This is a genomic window from Pseudodesulfovibrio sp. 7M6, from assembly GCF_050058625.1.
GTDB classification, from domain to species: Bacteria; Desulfobacterota; Desulfovibrionia; order Desulfovibrionales; family Desulfovibrionaceae; genus Pseudodesulfovibrio; species Pseudodesulfovibrio salinus.
The window spans coordinates 228,322-246,638 of the sequence record NZ_CP188816.1 but is presented as its reverse complement, the minus strand read 5'-3'; the positions used below and the strand labels follow the sequence as shown (position 1 = coordinate 246,638).

The 18,317-nt window shown below is 56.4% G+C and carries 17 protein-coding genes; 5 read left to right on the top strand and 12 right to left on the bottom strand.

Going from position 1 to position 18,317, the window contains the following annotated elements:
- Nucleotides 1-273 precede the first annotated feature (273 nt).
- Together ACI0FG_RS01095 and ACI0FG_RS01090 are read left to right on the top strand one after the other, a co-directional pair.
- Entirely contained in the window at nucleotides 274-1,446 is a 1,173-nt protein-coding gene (locus tag ACI0FG_RS01095; RefSeq protein WP_419786712.1) for a hypothetical protein, read from the top strand.
- Between the two features lie 77 nt (nucleotides 1,447-1,523).
- Entirely contained in the window at nucleotides 1,524-2,132 is a 609-nt protein-coding gene (locus ACI0FG_RS01090) for a hypothetical protein (protein WP_419786711.1), read from the top strand.
- A gap of 118 nt (nucleotides 2,133-2,250) precedes the next feature.
- On the opposite strand, the gene ACI0FG_RS01085 is transcribed toward ACI0FG_RS01090, so the two are convergent.
- The 8 genes from ACI0FG_RS01085 to dsrA form a co-directional block, all read right to left on the bottom strand.
- A complete protein-coding gene (locus tag ACI0FG_RS01085) occupies nucleotides 2,251-2,748 on the bottom strand; it encodes a peptidylprolyl isomerase (protein WP_419786710.1) in 498 nt (165 codons plus the stop codon).
- Between the two features lie 69 nt (nucleotides 2,749-2,817).
- The gene (locus tag ACI0FG_RS01080; protein WP_419786709.1) at nucleotides 2,818-3,219 is read right to left on the bottom strand and encodes a hypothetical protein; all 402 of its coding nucleotides are present in this window, start codon (nucleotides 3,217-3,219) and stop codon (nucleotides 2,818-2,820) included.
- Nucleotides 3,220-3,222: 3 nt separating this feature from the next.
- Nucleotides 3,223-4,353, bottom strand: coding sequence for a DegT/DnrJ/EryC1/StrS family aminotransferase (locus ACI0FG_RS01075; protein WP_419786708.1), 1,131 nt, complete (start codon nucleotides 4,351-4,353; stop codon nucleotides 3,223-3,225).
- A 13-nt stretch (nucleotides 4,354-4,366) separates the two neighbouring features.
- A complete protein-coding gene (locus ACI0FG_RS01070) occupies nucleotides 4,367-6,661 on the bottom strand; it encodes an STT3 domain-containing protein (protein ID WP_419786707.1) in 2,295 nt (764 codons plus the stop codon).
- A gap of 21 nt (nucleotides 6,662-6,682) precedes the next feature.
- The gene (locus ACI0FG_RS01065) at nucleotides 6,683-8,083 is read right to left on the bottom strand and encodes a cobyrinate a,c-diamide synthase (RefSeq protein WP_419786706.1); all 1,401 of its coding nucleotides are present in this window, start codon (nucleotides 8,081-8,083) and stop codon (nucleotides 6,683-6,685) included.
- 92 nt (nucleotides 8,084-8,175) lie between these two features.
- A complete protein-coding gene (locus ACI0FG_RS01060) occupies nucleotides 8,176-8,424 on the bottom strand; it encodes a dissimilatory sulfite reductase D family protein (RefSeq protein ID WP_419786705.1) in 249 nt (82 codons plus the stop codon).
- 70 nt (nucleotides 8,425-8,494) lie between these two features.
- Nucleotides 8,495-9,640, bottom strand: coding sequence for a dissimilatory-type sulfite reductase subunit beta (gene dsrB, locus ACI0FG_RS01055; protein ID WP_419786704.1), 1,146 nt, complete (start codon nucleotides 9,638-9,640; stop codon nucleotides 8,495-8,497).
- An 18-nt stretch (nucleotides 9,641-9,658) separates the two neighbouring features.
- Nucleotides 9,659-10,978, bottom strand: a complete 1,320-nt coding sequence (gene dsrA / locus ACI0FG_RS01050; RefSeq protein ID WP_419786703.1) for a dissimilatory-type sulfite reductase subunit alpha — start codon at nucleotides 10,976-10,978, stop codon at nucleotides 9,659-9,661.
- A gap of 380 nt (nucleotides 10,979-11,358) precedes the next feature.
- Here dsrA and ACI0FG_RS01045 point away from each other — a divergent pair, with 380 nt between their 5' ends.
- From ACI0FG_RS01045 to ACI0FG_RS01035, 3 genes are read left to right on the top strand one after another with little or no spacing between them, the layout of a single operon-like run.
- Nucleotides 11,359-12,036: a YkgJ family cysteine cluster protein gene (locus tag ACI0FG_RS01045; RefSeq protein ID WP_419786702.1), complete on the top strand. Its 678-nt coding sequence runs from the start codon at nucleotides 11,359-11,361 to the stop codon at nucleotides 12,034-12,036.
- The gene (locus tag ACI0FG_RS01040; RefSeq protein WP_419786701.1) at nucleotides 12,036-12,293 is read left to right on the top strand and encodes a hypothetical protein; all 258 of its coding nucleotides are present in this window, start codon (nucleotides 12,036-12,038) and stop codon (nucleotides 12,291-12,293) included. The genes ACI0FG_RS01045 and ACI0FG_RS01040 overlap by 1 nt, the downstream gene beginning before the upstream one ends.
- 18 nt (nucleotides 12,294-12,311) lie before the next feature.
- Complete coding sequence (locus ACI0FG_RS01035) at nucleotides 12,312-13,382, top strand: acyltransferase family protein (RefSeq protein ID WP_419786700.1); 1,071 nt, start codon at nucleotides 12,312-12,314, stop codon at nucleotides 13,380-13,382.
- A gap of 46 nt (nucleotides 13,383-13,428) precedes the next feature.
- Here the strand turns inward: ACI0FG_RS01035 and ACI0FG_RS01030 are convergent, their stop codons facing one another.
- The 4 genes from ACI0FG_RS01030 to ACI0FG_RS01015 all read right to left on the bottom strand — a co-directional run bounded on the left by ACI0FG_RS01030 (nucleotide 13,429) and on the right by ACI0FG_RS01015 (nucleotide 18,284).
- On the bottom strand, nucleotides 13,429-14,532 hold the full coding sequence (locus ACI0FG_RS01030; RefSeq protein WP_419786699.1) for a glycosyltransferase family 4 protein: 1,104 nt from the start codon (nucleotides 14,530-14,532) through the stop codon (nucleotides 13,429-13,431).
- Nucleotides 14,529-15,638: a glycosyltransferase family 4 protein gene (locus ACI0FG_RS01025; protein WP_419786698.1), complete on the bottom strand. Its 1,110-nt coding sequence runs from the start codon at nucleotides 15,636-15,638 to the stop codon at nucleotides 14,529-14,531. Before ACI0FG_RS01025 ends, ACI0FG_RS01030 begins: the two co-directional genes overlap by 4 nt.
- Nucleotides 15,639-15,959: 321 nt before the next feature.
- Entirely contained in the window at nucleotides 15,960-17,735 is a 1,776-nt protein-coding gene (locus tag ACI0FG_RS01020) for an ABC transporter ATP-binding protein (protein WP_419786697.1), read from the bottom strand.
- Between the two features lie 24 nt (nucleotides 17,736-17,759).
- Nucleotides 17,760-18,284 carry a winged helix-turn-helix domain-containing protein gene (locus tag ACI0FG_RS01015; RefSeq protein ID WP_419788336.1) on the bottom strand — a complete coding sequence of 175 codons (525 nt, stop codon included), beginning with the start codon at nucleotides 18,282-18,284 and terminating at the stop codon, nucleotides 17,760-17,762.
- Between the last annotated feature and the right edge of the window lie 33 nt (nucleotides 18,285-18,317).

Sequence of the window (18,317 nt, the reverse complement as noted above, 5' to 3'; positions counted from 1 at the left end):
CAAGGGGAAGTGAGATCATCCTTCCCCTTGTTTTTTTATTCCTGACGAATCACCCACATTTCAAAGCCTGTGATTTTCCTGATCTGAGTTGGGCAACCGTCTCTCTTCGTAGAAGATGACAAAGCTGCCAGAGTGTGCTTGAGTACGCCCCAGCAGGAACGAGGTGCCGTGAAAACAAACAAGACATACTTAATCTGGGCCGCACTCCTCTTTATTCTGTCGGTGGCTCTGCGCTTCTTTCTCTGGTTACGATTAGGGGCAACCCCCCAGGCTATGCCGGATACTTTTTCCTATCTCGCGGCTGCGCAAAACCTGCTGGAGCATGGCGCATTTCTAAACAGTGACGGCCTGCCCGATACCATCCGCACCCCTGGCTTTCCTTTGCTCATTGCCCTAAGCCAAACCCTGAACTTGGGATTGATGGGAGTCATCGTCCTCCAGCATCTGTCCGTCTTCACCATAGGATGTTTCGCCGGAGTGATAGTCAAACGTTACGGTCCGACAACCATCCTGTTTTGTACCGGACTCACATGGTACAACCTTCTGCTCGCCATCTACCCCAACTTCCTGCTGAGTGAGATTTGGTTCACCATGCTCACCACAGCAGCTCTCACCACCCTTATCGTCGCATGCAGGCGAAAGGTACGCCAAGCGGGTTACGTGGCCGCAGCGGCCCTTTTATTCGGTTGCGCCATCCTCGTCCGACCTATAGGCCTCTTTCTTTTCATACCAGCAACCCTGAGTCTTCTGCTCTTTCTCAAAGCAGGACAACGAAGACTCATTCTGGTCTTTCTGATTCTGTTCAGTCTGGCCCCGATTTCCTGGATGGCACGAAATTACGTTCTCACCGATCAATTCACGCTCTCCAACATAACCGACGTAAACCTGCTGGGATATCAGGCTGCGGGAACACTAGCCATGCGCGATGGTGGGGACTACGCAACCGCCCTTGAACGCAACAAGCAAGAACTGATGCAGGAAGCTTCGACCCGCTATGCAGCGCAACCCACAGCCAACCGGCTTTCCCTGAGCAAAATCCGCCGGTCCATGAGCTTGGACATCTTTAAAGCCCACCCTGGCAGCCTTGCGCTCCATCTCCTAAGAAACACAGGAGCTTCTCTGCTTGGAAATGCGAGCACCATTCTCCAGGCGCTGACGGGCTGGTCACAAAAATCCGCGATGGCCGCTGCGGGAACCTTGGCCGCCGCAATGTTGCTCCTGGCCTTCTTTGGGCTGGTACTGCTCATTCGGAATGGAGACACCCGCCTCGCAGTGGTTTTTGTTCTCTTTGCAGGGTACTACGTGGGCTTGGCTGCTGTCGGAGGCGTGGGCGGAAGCCGTTTCCGCATTCCTGCCGAGCCAATATTCTGCATATTGGCAGGCATCGCCCTTTCCCGACTTCTGGCCAAGGTAACAACCTTGCAATCCGACAACTCCATCTTTTAATTCACTCCGACTGGCACGGCTTGTGCTTATGCTTTTGGTAGGCAATTTTTTCACGCCAACCAAGGCAAGGTGCAATCATGTCGATATCATCCATCGGGGCTGGTCTTTCCAACACCTATACACTGCTCCAGGCTGCCAATGAGGAAAAGGCGCTCAGGGAGCAGGCTGCGGAAAACAGCAGTAAAACAGCCAGTTCTTCCACTGGCATAGGCACGAACATCACAAAGCTGCTCGAAAGCGTACCCAAAGGGGATGACGAAAGGCTTTCGTTTCAGGATGTGGACGACTACCGCGAAGAGTTGGGCGACAAGTGGGACAAGAAAGTCATGGCCGACCTCAAAAAGCTCGGCATAGACGTCACCCAGAACCTGGCCATGTCCTATGATGCCGAAACCGGCAAGGTGACCGTGGCTGACGGGACCGAAGGCAAGGAAATCATCGACAAATATTTTGAAGACAATCCCGACGTGGTAAGCCAATTCTACGATATCGTTCAGCTCGGCAAACTGACCAGCACGGCGGGCAGCAAACTCACCCAGACGCAGTTCAACCAGAATATCCAGCTGCAGACCATGTCCTGGTGGTGCCAGAACAACGTCAGCGCACAGTCCTGGTTCAGCGGTGGCGGGCTGCTCGGCCTTCAGGGCATGACCGGAGGATATACCGGACTTGATCTGCGTGTGTAGCCGCCAAGGCAAAATGAATTTGTGAGCAACCGGAGCAGTCTGCTCCACAGTTCCACACGCAAAAAAGGCGGACACTCAACCGAGTGCCCGCCTTTTTTATGGCATTTTGCGGCCCTGGTTAGTCTTCAACCACGGTGGCCTTGTTGATGACGACCGGGGTTACCGGTACGTCGTCATGATAGCCATGACGGCCGGTCTCGACACCCTTGATGTTTTCCACAACATCGGTTCCATCCACGACCTTGCCGAACACGGCATAGCCCCAGCCCTGCGGCGTCTTGCTGCTGAAGTCCAGGAAGGAGTTGTCCTTGACGTTGATGAAGAACTGGGAGGAGGCGGAGTGGGGATCCATAGTCCGAGCCATGGACAAGGTGTAGCACTTGTTTTTCAGACCATTGTCGGCCTCGTTCTCGATGGGCTCACGGGTGGGCTTTTCATTCATGTCCTTGTCCATGCCGCCGCCCTGGATCATAAATCCGTTGATAACGCGATGGAAAATCAGACCGTCGTAAAAACCATCCTCAACATACTGCTGAAAATTGGCTGCGGTCTTCGGGGCGTTCTCAAAGTCGAGTTCGATGACGATATCGCCCATGCTGGTTTCCATTTTGATCATGCTCTGCTCCTTTTGCCGGTCCTGCCGGCGCTGTTGTCTCGGGTGATTACCGTAACGGCTGGCGGCCGATTACGGGGCGGTTGCGGCGTCTACCTCACCACGCACCGCCGGGGTTGCGTTGTCCTGTCCCATGTCTGTTCCATTGGCCGAAAGAGGGACAGCCTCTTCAGATGGTGTGGAATCTTCGGGGACGGAAGCCTTACCTTCAAGTGCGGCCAGGGGATTTTCCTCCGGCACGCGCTCCACCGCCGGGACGGAAAGCGGTGATCCCAGCTTGAGGATGTTTTTTTCCACCACCAAGTCGACGGGCGACTCGACGATGGCCGTCTGCTGGGCGGCATAGGGGTTTTCCGGCTGAAAATGCACAGGTGCGGGCCGGTCCACAAAACCCGTGGCAAAGTATGCCAGGGCCAGACCGGCCAGGACCGGCTTTCCCAGCCGGATCAATGTCGCGATGCGCCCCTTTGCCACAAGTTACCCCTTGAGCGCTCCAACAATGGCTTCCTGCTCTTCCACCGTAAGATACGGATGCATCGGCAGGCTGAAAATGCGCTCGCCCAGGTCCTCGCTCACCGGGAAATCACCCTTGACGTGTCCCAGTTTGGCAAAGGCCTGCTGCAAGTGCAGCGGAAGCGGGTAGTAGATGGCGGACGGAATGGAAGCCGCCTTAAGCTTGTCGAGCAACTCCGTGCGATGTGCTCCGTCCCGGGCAAGGATGGAGTATTGCGCCCAGACCGAGGTATTGCCTTCCGACACCGAAGGAGCGGTGACGCCTTCCACGTCTGCAAGCAACACGGCGTAGCGATCCGCAACCTGCTGCCGCAGACCGATCTCTTCCTCGAAAATCTCGAACTTGGCCAGCAACACTGCGGCCTGGATGGAATCCAGACGGCCGGTAATGCCCAGACGGACGTTGTCGTACCGATCATCGCCCATGCCGTGCACACGAATGGAGACCAACAGCTTTTGCAGTTCGTCGGTGTGGGTGAAGACCATGCCGCCGTCGCCGTAACAGCCCAGGGGCTTGGCCGGGAAAAAGGAGGTACAGGCCATGTCGCCCAGGGAGCAGGTCGAACGTCCCTTGTAGGTGGCGCCGAAAGACTGTGCCGCATCCACGATGAGGAACAACCCATTGTTGTGCGCCAGCGGTTCGATACGGTCATAATCCGCAGGCTGACCGAAAAGGTCCACTGCAATGACACCCTTGGGAGTCAGGTCCGGACGCGTATCGCGCACGGCACCAATCCGGCGCCTCAGTTCGTCCGGATCTATATTGAAGGTCACGGGATCCACGTCCACGAAGATGGGCGTGGCACCCAGCAATGCCACGGTCTCGGCTGTGGCCATAAAGGTGAAAGGGGGGACAAAGACGGCATCGCCCGGTCCCACTTCAAGGGCCATGAGAGCCATCATCAGGGCATCCGTTCCCGAAGAACAGGCCACTGCATGACGCACACCGCAGTGGTCGGACAGCCGACTTTCCAGTTCGGAAATCTCCGGGCCCATGACATAGGCCCCATGCTCCAAAACACCTTCGATGCCGCTCTTTACGGACTCTTCAATACGGCGATATTGCGCCTTGAGATTAATGAAAGGTATCGACATATTTTATCTCTCTTTATTTATTGCCGCTTTGTACAACTTCATAGATTCGCACAAAAGGCAGTTTATCTACAACAAGTTTGAAATATGGTGTGATTTCAGGATCATCGGGATTCCCAGCCAACAACCTGGTCATCATGGAACGGTAGGCGAGCCTATCCAGGGCAATGGCCTGACCGCTTACCTTGTTGACGGCCAGATACTGTTTGACAGGCAACAGCTGAGGCGCGACCGAATTCATGAAATACTCGTGCGACTGAGCCTGGCCGTTGTCCAAAACGATGATGCCCTTGAGCAATCCGCCGCCGCCTCTCCTGTCCATAACGGCACCGCGACGGATATCGATCCCCAGTTCACCAGGCTGATAGTTGTTCACTGAAGCCTGTTCCGTGATTCCGGTTTCCAGATTCCAATTGCCAAAGTAGGTGATCCATTTGGCGACCCGCAGGCTGTCCCAGGACACCACAAGGTATTGCTTTCCAGTTGTCGGGTAGTCCTGTTTCGACAGCTCGGCGTTCAGGGCATCGTCCAACCCATTGCGCGGCATAGCATCCCAGACCTTGTCCGGGGCGAGCCCGAATTCATCAGTGCGATCAATCGGAAACTGTGAGCTGAACCGCATCATACCGGCCGCTTTGGCCGCGCTGGATGTCGACAGAGCATAGGCCACGGGATAAACATCACTTCCGGAATGCTTGCCGCCGTCAATCACCGTGGGCAGCCCGGCATAGTACTGCGTCGCATATCCCCAGTCCCACCAGTTCCAGACCATGGAATCCGCCGGAGCCGTCTTGCCCAGTTCTATTAACGCTTCCGCATAACCACGGGAAAAAACCGGGGTCAAGGGCACTTTTGCATATCCAACAAGGCAGTATCCAAGAACGGCAATGCCCAAAATTAACTGAACGCTCAGGGTGGCTAACTCTCTGCGGGCCCAAGAACGCAGCAGCGTCTGCGTAAGCCAGTACAATGCAACTCCGAGAAAGATCATCAGTGCAGCGCCGCCGAACATGGTAAACCGGACGCCAATACGGACACTGAGCAGATGCAAGAGGATCAGTGGCAACAGCATGATGGCAGCCGGGCGCAACACACACACCACCAGCCCACCGGCAAGCCCCAGCCAGCCAACCCAGGCAGCAAAGGCACCGCGCTGCAGCACAATCTCCAGAGAAAGCAGTTTGGCTTCCTTGATGCTCTGCAAAACTGCGGGATACTGCGGGCCGACAGGAGCCGATGCCCCAGCCGGAGCCGTTCCCGCAGGATTAAAATACATTGCCAGCTTGCCGAGGACGGCAAACAGCGGAATTTGAATCAAATGGACGGCAAAGGCAAAAACCACGAACAAACCAAGGCTGACCCACACATTACTGAAAACAGCAGGTCGGTTTTTCCACTCTCCGATAAGACAAAGGGCCAACGCACATATTCCGCCCCACAGAACAGATTGCCAGTAGACTGACATATAGAAGGGGAAGACATAGTCGAGGTGAATGTACGAGAAGGGGAAAACGGACAACGATCCGTACAGTTCCCCAGGGAAAGCGAGCAACAGGATGACGATTAGTCCCCAAAAGCCATTGTTCCGTTTCCCTGAAGCTCCGCCCAAAAGCAGGACTAACCCAGCGAAAAGGATATACAAAATAGCGACGTTGGCAATATCGGCATGCCACGGGACAGCTATTCGCATTATCACGCCACAGGCGAAGGCCTTCCACAGGGAAGGAGTATCGGCAATCACCGACTCCTCATGCCTGAACCAGGCCCGACGCAGGTGCGGCTCAAGCCAAAACGCCAGGAGCAGAGCTATCAGCAGCGGCATAACCAACGTGAACATATCCGTATCGTAGTAGCCCAGACGGGTACGATAGAAAAATCCCGGAGTCAGCGCTCCGGCTAATCCTGCGAAAATTCCGGCATGACGGCCACCGAGCATCCACCCCCAAAGACAACAAACTGCGCCTGTCAGCGAAGAAATAATGGCCGGCGCCCAGAAGCCGATACCCCCCAAAGAGAAACCGAACCATTGATGAAGCCAAGCAGCCAGTTCTGCAACAGGGTACTCAGCCAGTTGTCCGACGCCCTTGGCTTTAGCCAGCCAGAAATAGGCATCGTGTGTGGACATAATCCGCTCTCCGGCCACCCACAGTTCAGGATGATCCCAACGACCGGCAAAACTCATTCTCAAGGCAGCTACCGCAATATACGCAAGCAACGACCACAAACAGACCCATCGCCAATCCTGCTTCCAGGAGGGTGCGACACCTACCACATTAACGCCACGGTCATACCACTGTTTCAACAAATTCATATTTATTGCGAGTTTCCTGATTTAATCTTTCTTATGCCGACTGGCAGCGGCCACAAAACGTTCGGCCCATCCGGGTACAGCCAGTGCGTGGATGTGATTATACCCCGCAAAGGCGTTTTCATAAAGCACTCCGTCGCGGCCCATCCCGACGCCCTTTCCCCGGTTCAATTTCATGGTGTAGTTCAGGTTACCCTCCTCGCCCGAAAGACACACCGAATAGTGGAACTCATGGCCCAACACCTTTGAACCTATTGGATAAAATGGATTCTGTCCGACAGCTTCGGCCTCTGTGTACCCCAGCCCCTGCGGTTTGGGGCAAAACGTTGTCCCCACCGGAAAGACACCGGCCATAGGATGGCGGACACCATCCATTTCCAGATAGTCGCACAGAAGCATGAAGCCGCCGCACTCGGCATAGATGGGCAGCCCGCTTTGGGCAAGCCGCTTGAGGTGGTGCAGCAGGACTCTATTTTCGGATATCTTCTCGGCAAAAACCTCGGGGAACCCCCCGCCCAGGTACAGACCGTCAAGCTCGGGCCAAGGGGCGTCCGAAAGTACGGAAAGTTTGATAAGTTCAGCTCCGGCATGTTCCAAAGCCTCAAGGTTCTCCGGATAGTAGAACCAGAGCGCCGCGTCCTGCACATAACCGATGCGTACTTTCGCAGGCACGGCAGGCCCGGGAAACAGCGGTGCGGCATCGCCCATGAAATCCTGGGCACTCAGAAAAACGTTCTCTATGGCCCCCATGTCCAGCCATTCATCGGCAAGATCGGCCAGGGAATCCAGTGCCGCGTGCACGCCGGTGTCAGGCCCCTCGCCATATTCCTGATCCGAGACCAGCCCCATGTGCCGTTCCGGTATGGGGTCGTGCGCAATCTTGGGCAGCATCCCGAGCACAGGCACGTCCGTATGGGTCTCGATGGATTTTTGCAGGATGGATCGATGTCGCGATCCGGCGGTTCGGTTAAGGATGACTCCGGCCAGGCGCAGCCCTGGCTCAAACGAGGCACATCCCTGAACAATGGCCGCAACAGTACGCGTCATCTTGGTGCTGTCGATGACCAATATGACCGGCGTATCCAGCTTGCGCGCCAGCTCCGCGGTGGAACAAGAGCCCTGCTCGTCCTTGCCGTCAAACAGGCCACGGTTGCCCTCAATGAGGCTCATGTCCGCCCCGCTCGATTTGTTTACGAGCAGGGAGCGCAAGGTTGGATCGGAATGAAAATAAGGGTCGAGATTGGAACAGGTCCGGTTGGCGGCAAGGCCCAGCCACTTGGCGTCTATGTAGTCCGGCCCTTTTTTGAAAGGAGCAACGATCTTGCCTGCACGCACAAAAGCACGCGCCAAGGCAAGGGAGACGATAGTCTTGCCCGTTCCACCGGAAAGTCCGGCCAGGATACAACGAGGAATGGAAATCTGCATGAGCGTCGCAATTCACGCCGGTCAAAAATCAAGAAAAGCCTTGTCCACCTTGAGAGATGGACAAGGCCTAAAGAACCTGAGGGAGCAAAGAATTAGCTTTCGCCCTCGGTAGCGGCCTGCTTGCCGGCACCGGCCAGGCCATACATGGTGGTGGACCCGGAGGACCAGAACACCATCTTCTCTTCCTGAACCAGAGCGGTCAAAAGTTTTTTGACCTCACGGCTTTTAGCATCCGGGAAGAGCTTGGTGAAGTCATTGAAGTAGAACTTGGATTTGCTCGAAGACTTCTCTTCACAAAACTTGAGGATTTCAGCTTTTCCGGCTTCCGGATCTATAGGCATGACTGACTCCTTACTATTTTAAAAAAGCCGGGGTACGACGAAAGAGCCGTACCCCGGGCATTTTGTTATTCTACCACTTGAACTGCGTAGTCTGGCGCCAAGTGTAGTATGCGGGATCGCGGAAGTCATCAATCAGATGAGAGGTGAATTCCAGGCCGCATTTCTCGAAGAAGCGCTCCCAACCAATACGGTTGGCCCAGTCGCCCAGACGCTCATACTTGTGAGCATCGGCAGCGTAGGTGTCGAGGATCTTCTTGATCACCTTGGTCATCGTAGGCCAGCGGGGCGGCTCGTTCGGGATGAACGGAACGACAACCTTGGAGAAGGAAGGCTTGGTGATACGGTTGGAGATCTTGCCGCCAACCATCAGAGCGATACCGTCACCGTCCTTGTCCGCCAGGGGCAGGGAAGGACACATGGTGTAGCAGTTACCGCAGAACATGCAGCGCTCCTGCTTAATGGCGACGGTTTTGAAGGTCTTATCACCGACTTCGACCTTGGACGGGCGAACAGCACCGGTCGGGCATGCAGCCACGGCCAAGGGGATTTCGCACAGGTTGTCCAGGTACTCGTGGTCGATGATGGGGGGCTTACGGTGAATGCCGAGGATGGCGATGTCGGAGCAGTGCACTGCGCCGCACATGTTCAGGCAGCAAGCCATGGAGATACGCACCGGGGCGGGCAGCTTCATGTCCTGGAAGTCGTCGAAGACGACGTCCATGGTAGCCTTAACGGTACCGGAAGCGTCGGTTGCCGGGGTATGGCAGTGAATCCAACCCTGGGTGTGGACGATGTTGGTAACACCAGCACCGGTACCACCCACGGGGTACTTGAGGGAACCACCTTCATACTTCTGCTCGTTCAGGTAAGCCTTCAGAGCTTTAGCGTCATCCAGGGACTCCAGGATGAATTCGATGTTGTTACGAGTGGTGAAGCGCAGGAAGCCACCGCAGTACTTGTCGGCGATCTCGCAGATTTCACGGATGTGGGAAACAGACATCAGTCGGGCGCCGCCGCAACGGACGGTGTAGGCCTTGTCGCCGGAAAAGGCGGTGTGGCACAGCAGGCCCGGCTCCAGGATCTCATGGTAGTCCCATTTGCCGAAGTTCTTTTTGATGACCGGGGGAAGGTACTCGCCGAAGTGACGGGGACCAATGTCGGAAATCCGACCTTCCATCGGTTTTGCGGGATTGTATCCGGAAGAAATGAAAGCCATGTTTTTTTCCTCCAATATTTAGCGCTGGTGGCGTTTGCGGAATTCGTTGATGTCGCGATCCCAGCCGCCTTCGACGTCTTCCGCTTTCCAGAAGATGTACGGGTTGTGGCGGGGTTCCTGGACCATCCGGGCGTCGACAGGGACACCGGCGGCCTCGACCAGGGCGGAGAAGCCGAGGCGCTTCATGGTCTCACCAATGCGCTCACGGTTCTTGCCTTCTTCCATCCACCAATCCCAAACGTTCTCAATGAGATCCTTGATGGACTGGTAATCGTCGTCCTTGTTCACTTCCATGAAGGGAACGAGCAGGGAACCCATCTGAGGACCGTCGAGGATCGGGGCCTTTGCGCCACACAGGATGGAGCAGCCGCGCTCGTCGCCGATCTTCAGGGCCTGCGGCATGGTGTTGATGCAGTGCATGCAACGGACGCATTCCTTGTGGTCCATGGTCAGCTTGCCGTCTTCGTAGCTGAGGCACTTGGACGGACACAGGTCAACGACTTCCTTCTGGATGTCGAACTTGCCCCAGTCACGGCCAGCATGAGCACCGGCGTTGGGAGCGATCTCGCCACCGACGTAGGCAGCGACCTTCTCCTGGTCGATCTTGATGGGATCCTTGAAGGTACCGATGAAAGACAGGTCGGAACGAGCGATAGCGGCAACGCAACCGTTGGGGCAACCGTCGAACTTGAACTTGAACTTGTAGGGGAAGGCCGGGCGGTGCAGCTCGTCCTGGTATTCCTGAGTCAGATTGTAGCACAGCTCCTGTGTGTCGTAGCAGGCGTACTCACAGCGGGACATGCCCATGCAGGTAGCAGGCGTACGCAGGTTGGAGCCGGAACCACCGAGGTCGATTTCCAGATCGTGGGTCAGTTCCCAGAAGATCTCTTCGAGCTGCGGGGTGGTGGTGCCGAGGAAAACGATATCGCCGGTGGCGCCGTGCATGTTGGTCAGACCGGAACCGCGAAGGTCCCAGATGTCCATCAGGGAACGGAGCAATGAGGTGCTGTACCACTTACCGTTGGGCTGAGCCACGCGGATGGTGTGGAAGTGAGCCACGCCGGGGAACTTTTCGGGCTGGTCACAGTACCGGCCGATAACGCCGCCGCCGTAACCGAAAACGCCGACGATTCCGCCGTGCTTCCAGTGGGTCTCACCGTCTTCATAAGACATTTCCAGAACGCCGAGCAGGTCCTCGGGGCAGTCAGCTGCCACCTGATAGTCAAGACCTTTTTCATTCTTGGCTCGGCTAGCAGCCTCCTGTTTGATGTCGGATACGAAGCTGGGCCACGGGCCGCTTTCCAGCTGATCCAACATAGGAGTTTTGTGTTTCGCCATTCCCTTAACCTCCATTGTTTGATTAAGATGTTGCCATCAACCATTGATAAATCCGGGTCAGCAGCAGATTTCGATGTCATCCGGAGCCCCGGACACCTTTGCTTCCGTTGCAGCGATGCCCCGTCAAAAAGGACTTAGCACCACTTTTCACAAGGTATGCAGGGGAGCCAATCTAATGGACACTCCGGTTTTATGTCAACCGGTAATTGCCGCAAAAGCATTGCCAATCCTACATATGTGGTCAACTATCCGCCCTGTGTCGAAGACACTGCCGTCCGTCCGGGGTTGCCTTTGCTGCCCGGGCAGAGTATCGGTCCATGGCGGTAGGCTGAAAATCGTTTTAATCGATACCCCAATTGAAGGTGAGGAGCAACACAAACTTGCAAGGAACAAACAGCAACGCCCCTAAGTGCACCCGCTGCGGAGCCTGTTGCATCCAGGGCGGACCGGCCCTGCATGAGCAGGACAGACAACTCATTGAAGAGGGGATAATCCCGCTCGCAGCCATCGTCACTTTACGGCCGGGCGAACGCGTCTACGACCAACCCGCGGCAACCATCCTATGCCTCCAGGAGGAGATGCTCAAGATCAAAGGCCGGGACAATACCTGGACCTGCGTCTTCTATAATGCCGAGGGACACGACTGCTCCATTTACGGCAACCGGCCGGCCGAATGCGACGCCCTGTTCTGTCAGGATATCGAGCCGCTTGCCGCCATGTACGGCAAGGACCGGCTGACCCGGCGCGACCTCCTGCCCGAGGGACACCCCCTGCTGGAGCTCGTGACCGAGCACGACGCCAACTGTGCTCCGGCCTCCCTGGAGGCAACGGCCAAGAGGGCTCGTGATGGCGATGCGGAAGCGGGACGGACGCTTCAGGAAATAGTCCGTTACGACCGCGAATTGCGTCGGCTTACCGCCGAGAAAGGCGGAATGGACCCGGCCCTCAATGAATTTCTGTTCGGCAGGCCTCTGACGGTCCTGCTCCAGGCCATGAACATCAAGGTATACGACATGGGCGAATCCCTCCGGTTCGACTTCGCCCTTGGAGAGAAATAATGAAAGACGAACGCGGAGCCTACTACACCCCTTCCCTGCAGCACCCCGAAGTCCGCATGTACGTGCGGGACAACAACGGCGACATCGAATTCCGGCTCTACAACCCCATGGAACCGATCGTCTGGGAAAAACACCAGTGGGTGCCCTACGAGGCCATCCGCCAGGCCGCCGAGATGTACAAGGAGCGCGCCACCGGCCGCAACCCCCTCGCCCTGTACGACCTGGAGATCGCCAAAAAGCTGCTGAGTGACGCGTAGAAGCTTGGGAAAAGACGGGTGAAGAAAAAATACATATCGCTGCAGGCACTACGCGGCATTGCCGCATGGATGGTTGTCTTCCATCACTATATGCAGATCGCCCATCACTTTGAAGGGCATGGATTCCTCGGAAAATTATTCACCCGCTACGGAGCCTTCGGAATCGATATTTTCTTTGTTATCAGCGGCTTTGTAATGTTTCTTTCCGCCCATAAGGCTACCACTGACGGACTTGCCTTCTTTTTCCGCCGCTTGTTTCGGGTCGTCCCTACCTACTGGTTCTACACTACCCTGCTGGCGCTGCTCGTGGCACTGCTACCGCAGGCGTTCTTTTTCACGCAATATGACGCGAGCTCCCTCGCCGCTTCATACCTTTTCTTCCCTTCTGAGAACCCTTCGGGGATCGGCCTGTACCCATTGCTAATGGTCGGGTGGACTCTCATATTCGAAATGTTCTTCTATACGGTGCTGTCTGTCTGTATTGCCATTTCGAAGAAGCATGCCATTTTGCTGTGTTCCGCTGCGGTGCTGCTCTGCCCCCTGACCTATCCCGAGAGCCTGCCGTACGGCAGCGTGATCGGCAACAAGCTGCTCTGGGAGTTCCTCTGCGGCTTCCTGATCGCCTATGTCTTCACCCACGTCCGGGCTATGCTGGAGAAACACGCTACGGCCACGCTGGCCATCTCCGGCCTAGTCTTCGTGGCCTTCGCCTCCCTGGGAACCTTCACTGATTACAAGTTGCTTTCCAGGGTTATGGTTTCCGGTAGCGTCGTTACCGCATTTATTTCAATAAACGACTGGCGACTTTTTCATGCCGGATTAGGCAAATGGCTCTCCGCTGCCGGGGACTGGTCCTACTCCACCTACCTCTGCCACATCATTACGATCAGCCTGCTCACCTACCTGGTACAACGGATATTCTCCACCACAAATGACGTCGTCCTGCTGACGCTGGTCATCCTCAGCACGGCACTGCTGTCCCGTGCGAGTTATCGGTATATGGAGAACAACCCGGGCGTGCTCCGATTGCGGGAGTTCCTCACGGACCTGGCCGAAGCCAAACACAAACCAGAAGTGACCAGAGACTAGCGACTGTAACGCGGCGTAGAATATGCCGACACCTGTTAGCAAGGAATTAGGAAGAAGCCACTTCGGCGAAGAGTTTCGCCCACAGGCCGGTGACACGCTCTTCAGAGAACCGCTCCACAATTTCCCTGGCGCGCGCCCCCATGTGCTGCCGCTCATCCGCATCTTCCATCAGCTCGGCGAGCTCCCTGGCAAAACGCTCCACATCTCCCGGCGGCACGAGCCTGCCGTCCACTCCCGGACGGATAATATCAGCCGGGCCGCTCGGACAATCAAAGACCACTGCAGGCAGCCCGCAGGCCATGGCCTCGCATAATGCATTGGGAAATCCTTCGGTTCGGGAGGTCAGGGTGAACAAATCCCCCTGAGACAGATGCCGCTGCGGGTCTTCCACCCAGCCAGGCAGAAAAACGCGTCCTTCAAGGCCATGCTCGGCCACAAGCCGCTCCAAACGGGCTCGCTCCGGTCCTTCCCCATAGATACACAAATCCCATTCGGGGTAATCGGCAGCCAGCGTGGCGAACAACTTGACCAGCACATCAAACCCCTTGATCTCGTCCAGGCGGCCCAACGCGACGACCTCCTTGCGCCCTTCCCGTTCCGGATTGGCCTGACAATGCGCTTCGGCCACGGCATTGGGAACGACATACACCCGCCGGGCCCGAAGGTGCGTTTCATACCACCTGGCAATATCTCCGGTTTGCGCCACCAGCGCCGCCGCCAGCGGATAAAGGAGCTGTCGCAACTCCTTCCACCCCCGACCGATGTGGTACATTGCAGGGTGGGTTCGCTCCGCCACAATCACCGGCACGCCGCTCAGTAGCGTTCCCGCCAGGGTCGCCACAGCGGTTTGGTTGCCAATGGCCACCACCACGTCGGTTTCCGCGTCCAGCAAGGCCCGACGGACCCCGGCCATGGTGCGTAAAATTTCCCGGATCGCCCCGACCTTGTTGCTGGCCGGACGGTTCAGCCCCAGTGCCCGTATGCCGACACGCGGGTCAAAGGCGTGCGGCAGCTTGGCCTCGTTCCCGGCCAGCGCATAAATGGTCACGTCATGCCCCAATCCGGCCCAGGCGGCGGACAGATCGGCGGCGGAGCGCTCCATGCCGCCGCCCCCTTTGCGAAGGGCATGAATGGTGAGCGCGATCTTCATGCCTTCCCCACCACCGTGGCGATGATCGCGTCCCAATCGTCGGTAATGCGATCCACACTGAACCGTTCGCTGGCGGCGTACCCGTTGCTGCCAAACTCGCTCCGCAAATCGGCATCCGCCATCAGTCGGCGCATGGCATCCCCCAGCGCATCCTCATCTCCGGCCGGAATCAGGAAACCATTCTCCCCATCCGAAACGACCTCGGAAGGCCCGCTGGGACAATCGAAGGCAACCACCGGCAACCCGACATTCATGGCCTCCACCAGCACGTTGCCAAACCCCTCGAAACGGGAGGGCATCACGAATAAATCCCCCTCGGCCAGTCGTCGGTCCAGGTTGTCCACCCGGCCCGGCAGTGTAATCCGACCGGCTGCTCCGCTCGCCTCTATAAGGGCTTCCAGCGACTCTCTATCCGGCCCCTCACCGTAAATAACCAGCTGCCAGTCGGCATGCTCGCTGGCCAACCGGGCAAACACCCGGATCAGGATGTCGAACCCCTTCTGGTGCGTCAGCCTCCCGGCAGCAACCACCAGCCGTTTCGTCCGGGCGGGATCGGCGAGCAACGGCGCGACCTGGAACAAGGCCGTGGGATTGTAGATGGTACGCCGGGGAATGCGGAGCCAGGAAAAACAATCGAGAACGCCGTCGCTCACAGCGACCAGCGCATCGGCAAGAGGATAGGTCAACCGCCGCAACAATTCCCAGTCACGACCGATACGAAAATAGTCGGGATGGCAATGCTCGGAAATGACGACCGGGATACCGGTCCCCAGACAGGCAAGCGTGGTCAGGACGTTGACCTCGGAGACAAACGCCACGGCCACATCGGGTTTGAACGCTCGCAGCGCGCTCCGGAGGCGACGCACCCGATGCAACAGGCTCGCCAACGCAGCCAGCTTGTTGGAGGAATTACCAGATAATCCGAGCCGGTTCACAGCAACCTCGGCGGGCAAGGAATATGCACCGGAGACCTCGGCGTGCTCCAGAGTGAAAACACCGACCTGATGGCCGCGCGCCGACCACTCGCCGGACAAGACCGCAGCAACTTTTTCCGCGCCCCCGCCAGCCAGGGAATGGACGATCGCCGCTATCCGAAGTGCGCTCATTATGTACGGTTATCCCTTTGCTGTTTCATAACCGGCTCATATCCCATCAACATGGGGAGGGCAAACTCAAGTAGCATTCCTTGCGCGAACCGACAGGCCATTACCGAGCACAGACTCTTTCGCGCCTTGGCCCAGGGGACTGCGCAAAGAGGATTCGCACCAACTGCCAACGGCACATGGATACGATCCGAATACATCTCAAGCATGGGAATGGAACCAACTCAGGATGCGCCCGATCGACGGCCGGGCCCTCCACTCTCTTTGTGAAGAAGCCGAACGCTCCTACCGGGAATTCGGGCATCAGCCCTCAACAACCGGCTCTTAGCTGGCCAACTCCGTCTCGTATCTGGGCAGGACCTCGTCCGGCTTGCCTATCATGCGAACGAACCCATCCTCGAGCCAGACCACCCGGTCGCAGTCCCTTACCGTGGTCAACCGATGGGCTACGATAACCATGGTCAACTTGTTCCGGTAGTTAGCGATCATCCGCTTGATGTATTCTTCGCTTTTGCCGTCAAGGGCACTTGTAGCTTCATCGAACATCAATAAATCAGGCCTGCCGTAAAGCGCACGGGCAATGCTTACCCGCTGCATCTGCCCGCCTGAAAGCCGAACCCCATGATCCCCGACCTGCGTATCAAGCCCCTCCGGAAGATTATCCAGAAAGTCCGTCACAAAAGCATCCTCGCAGCTGGACATCACCCGGGCGCGGTCAATATTCTCGCGGGTCGAAATAAAGGCGATATTTTCCGCCAAAGTACCGGGAAAGACATAAGGGGCCTGCGGAACATACCCCATATGGCGGCTCCAAGAGACCCTATTTTCATCTGTAAGAGCAACACCGTCCACAAAAATACTCCCGGACGTGGGAACGACAAGTCCCATAAGCAAATCTGCCAGAGTGCTCTTGCCTGCACCTGACTTGCCGACAATCCCCAGCGTCTCCCCCGCATGAATCTCGAATGTAATATCCTTGAGCACCGAAGCACCGCCATGATAGGAGAATTCCACCTCATCCAAAGCCACGCCTTTGGAAAATGAAACGGGAACATCCTCGGGCTTCCCAGCTACCCCGCCCACAACACTTTTTTCATATTTATCCAAAAATTCAACAACCTTAATCAAACTGGGCAACGCCCCGCGCAACACCGCCATCTGATTCAGGATACGCATGACGGCAGGAAGCCCCCGCCAAACGGCCAGCGCGAATATTGTCAGCCCCCCCATCACAGACGTCGAAGAGAAACCGGCAAAAACGCTCATGACGTATACGGCCATGGCGAGAACAGAGACGCCGACAACTTCAAGCACCCATGAAGGAAACTGCTGTAGCGCCCGCATCCTGGCGCGAAAAAGGGGAATAGCACTGGCCTCAAGAAAATAGTCCTCGGCAAAGGCTGCGCCCTTGCCTTGAATGCGGATATCCCGAAAGCCGTACAATAATTTGTGGGCCAAGCGGGCCAATTTCCTATTCCGAAAAACGGTCTCACTAGAGGCCGCGTCGATAAAGCCTTTAATCCCTCTAAACAACAAGTACGACAGCAGCCCTAACCCCGCCAGCACCCCCAGAACCACAAAGGGAGAAAATGAAATAGTCACGACAAACAAAACCAGCAAAAGGATAATATCGGAAGCCACGGCAATAGCCCCCTCCATCGCCCCAGATGCCAGCTTGGCCCAACTCAACAACACGGACAGGTCGGCAACACTTTTGCGCGTCACCCACTGGTAAGGCATGGCAAGCAATGCAAAGATGGTTTGCCCCGAAAAAAATGCTCCGATAAGCCCACCGGACTTGACGCTGTAATACCGTAGGAGTCCGGTAGAAATATTTTTTATCATTGTGGCCAAGACAACCGCCACACAAATAAGAGCCACAGGCTGGCTTCCCGATGTTTCCATTCCGACATGGGATGATAACCACTTAAAATAGGGGGAGCTCAGAACATCCTGTGGTGAAGAAACAAATGTTACAAACGCAGCGATAACGCCCAGACAGCCAATTTCGGCAAAGGCATTGAGCAGCGACCCCGCCAGCATATAGCCGAGCCACCGTTTGTGCTGAGGCTGGAGCCGGACGAACAACCCGGCGAACATACTCCGCGACCCGCTATATGCCACTTATAAAACCTTCCAATGCGGGCGGCTCAAGAAAATTTCCTTGCCCTCAGCGAACTCTTCTGGAGTCACATCCATAGCCCGAACCTTACGCTTGACCTTGTCCTCGCCAATCTGCCGGATCTCATCCAGGCGGTGGCGGTCTATCTCGCCGACAACAAGCACATCGATCAGGCCGGAGTCCCTGCCCTCGGCATAATCGTCCAGAATGTACACCTCCTCAACATGTCCGATGCTACGAACGACTTCGTCAAGCAGCTTATCTATACCTAATGTTTTTTTTACGATGGAATGTATTTCCGGGAAAAATGGGTGCCTGGTGTTTGCGCAGAAATAGTTGCTGCGCCCGCTTTGCTCCCGAGTCAGGTACCCTGCCTCGGACAAACGGTCCAACTCCCCCTTGAGAGCATTGGGCGACAGGGAGAACTCTTTGGCAAGCTCCCGCAGATAACAGGACACCCCGGGATTGAGGAAAAGCTTGATCAACACCCGGATCCTGGTCTTAGATGAAAACAACTCGGAAAGCATATCTTCTTTGTACAATAAACCTGTACATTAGTC

Excerpts from the sequence above, each read along its gene's own strand:
- ACI0FG_RS01095 (WP_419786712.1), top strand. The coding sequence starts at position 274 with ATGCCGGATACTTTTTCCTATCTCGCGGCTGCGCAAAACCTGCTGGAG.
- ACI0FG_RS01090 (WP_419786711.1), top strand. The coding sequence starts at position 1,524 with ATGTCGATATCATCCATCGGGGCTGGTCTTTCCAACACCTATACACTG.
- ACI0FG_RS01085 (WP_419786710.1), bottom strand. The coding sequence starts at position 2,748 with ATGATCAAAATGGAAACCAGCATGGGCGATATCGTCATCGAACTCGAC.
- ACI0FG_RS01075 (WP_419786708.1), bottom strand. The coding sequence starts at position 4,353 with ATGTCGATACCTTTCATTAATCTCAAGGCGCAATATCGCCGTATTGAA.
- ACI0FG_RS01070 (WP_419786707.1), bottom strand. The coding sequence starts at position 6,661 with ATGAATTTGTTGAAACAGTGGTATGACCGTGGCGTTAATGTGGTAGGT.
- ACI0FG_RS01065 (WP_419786706.1), bottom strand. The coding sequence starts at position 8,083 with ATGCAGATTTCCATTCCTCGTTGTATCCTGGCCGGACTTTCCGGTGGA.
- ACI0FG_RS01060 (WP_419786705.1), bottom strand. The coding sequence starts at position 8,424 with ATGCCTATAGATCCGGAAGCCGGAAAAGCTGAAATCCTCAAGTTTTGT.
- dsrB (WP_419786704.1), bottom strand. The coding sequence starts at position 9,640 with ATGGCTTTCATTTCTTCCGGATACAATCCCGCAAAACCGATGGAAGGT.
- dsrA (WP_419786703.1), bottom strand. The coding sequence starts at position 10,978 with ATGGCGAAACACAAAACTCCTATGTTGGATCAGCTGGAAAGCGGCCCG.
- ACI0FG_RS01040 (WP_419786701.1), top strand. The coding sequence starts at position 12,036 with ATGAAAGACGAACGCGGAGCCTACTACACCCCTTCCCTGCAGCACCCC.
- ACI0FG_RS01030 (WP_419786699.1), bottom strand. The coding sequence starts at position 14,532 with ATGAAGATCGCGCTCACCATTCATGCCCTTCGCAAAGGGGGCGGCGGC.
- ACI0FG_RS01025 (WP_419786698.1), bottom strand. The coding sequence starts at position 15,638 with ATGAGCGCACTTCGGATAGCGGCGATCGTCCATTCCCTGGCTGGCGGG.
- ACI0FG_RS01020 (WP_419786697.1), bottom strand. The coding sequence starts at position 17,735 with ATGTTCGCCGGGTTGTTCGTCCGGCTCCAGCCTCAGCACAAACGGTGG.
- ACI0FG_RS01015 (WP_419788336.1), bottom strand. The coding sequence starts at position 18,284 with ATGCTTTCCGAGTTGTTTTCATCTAAGACCAGGATCCGGGTGTTGATC.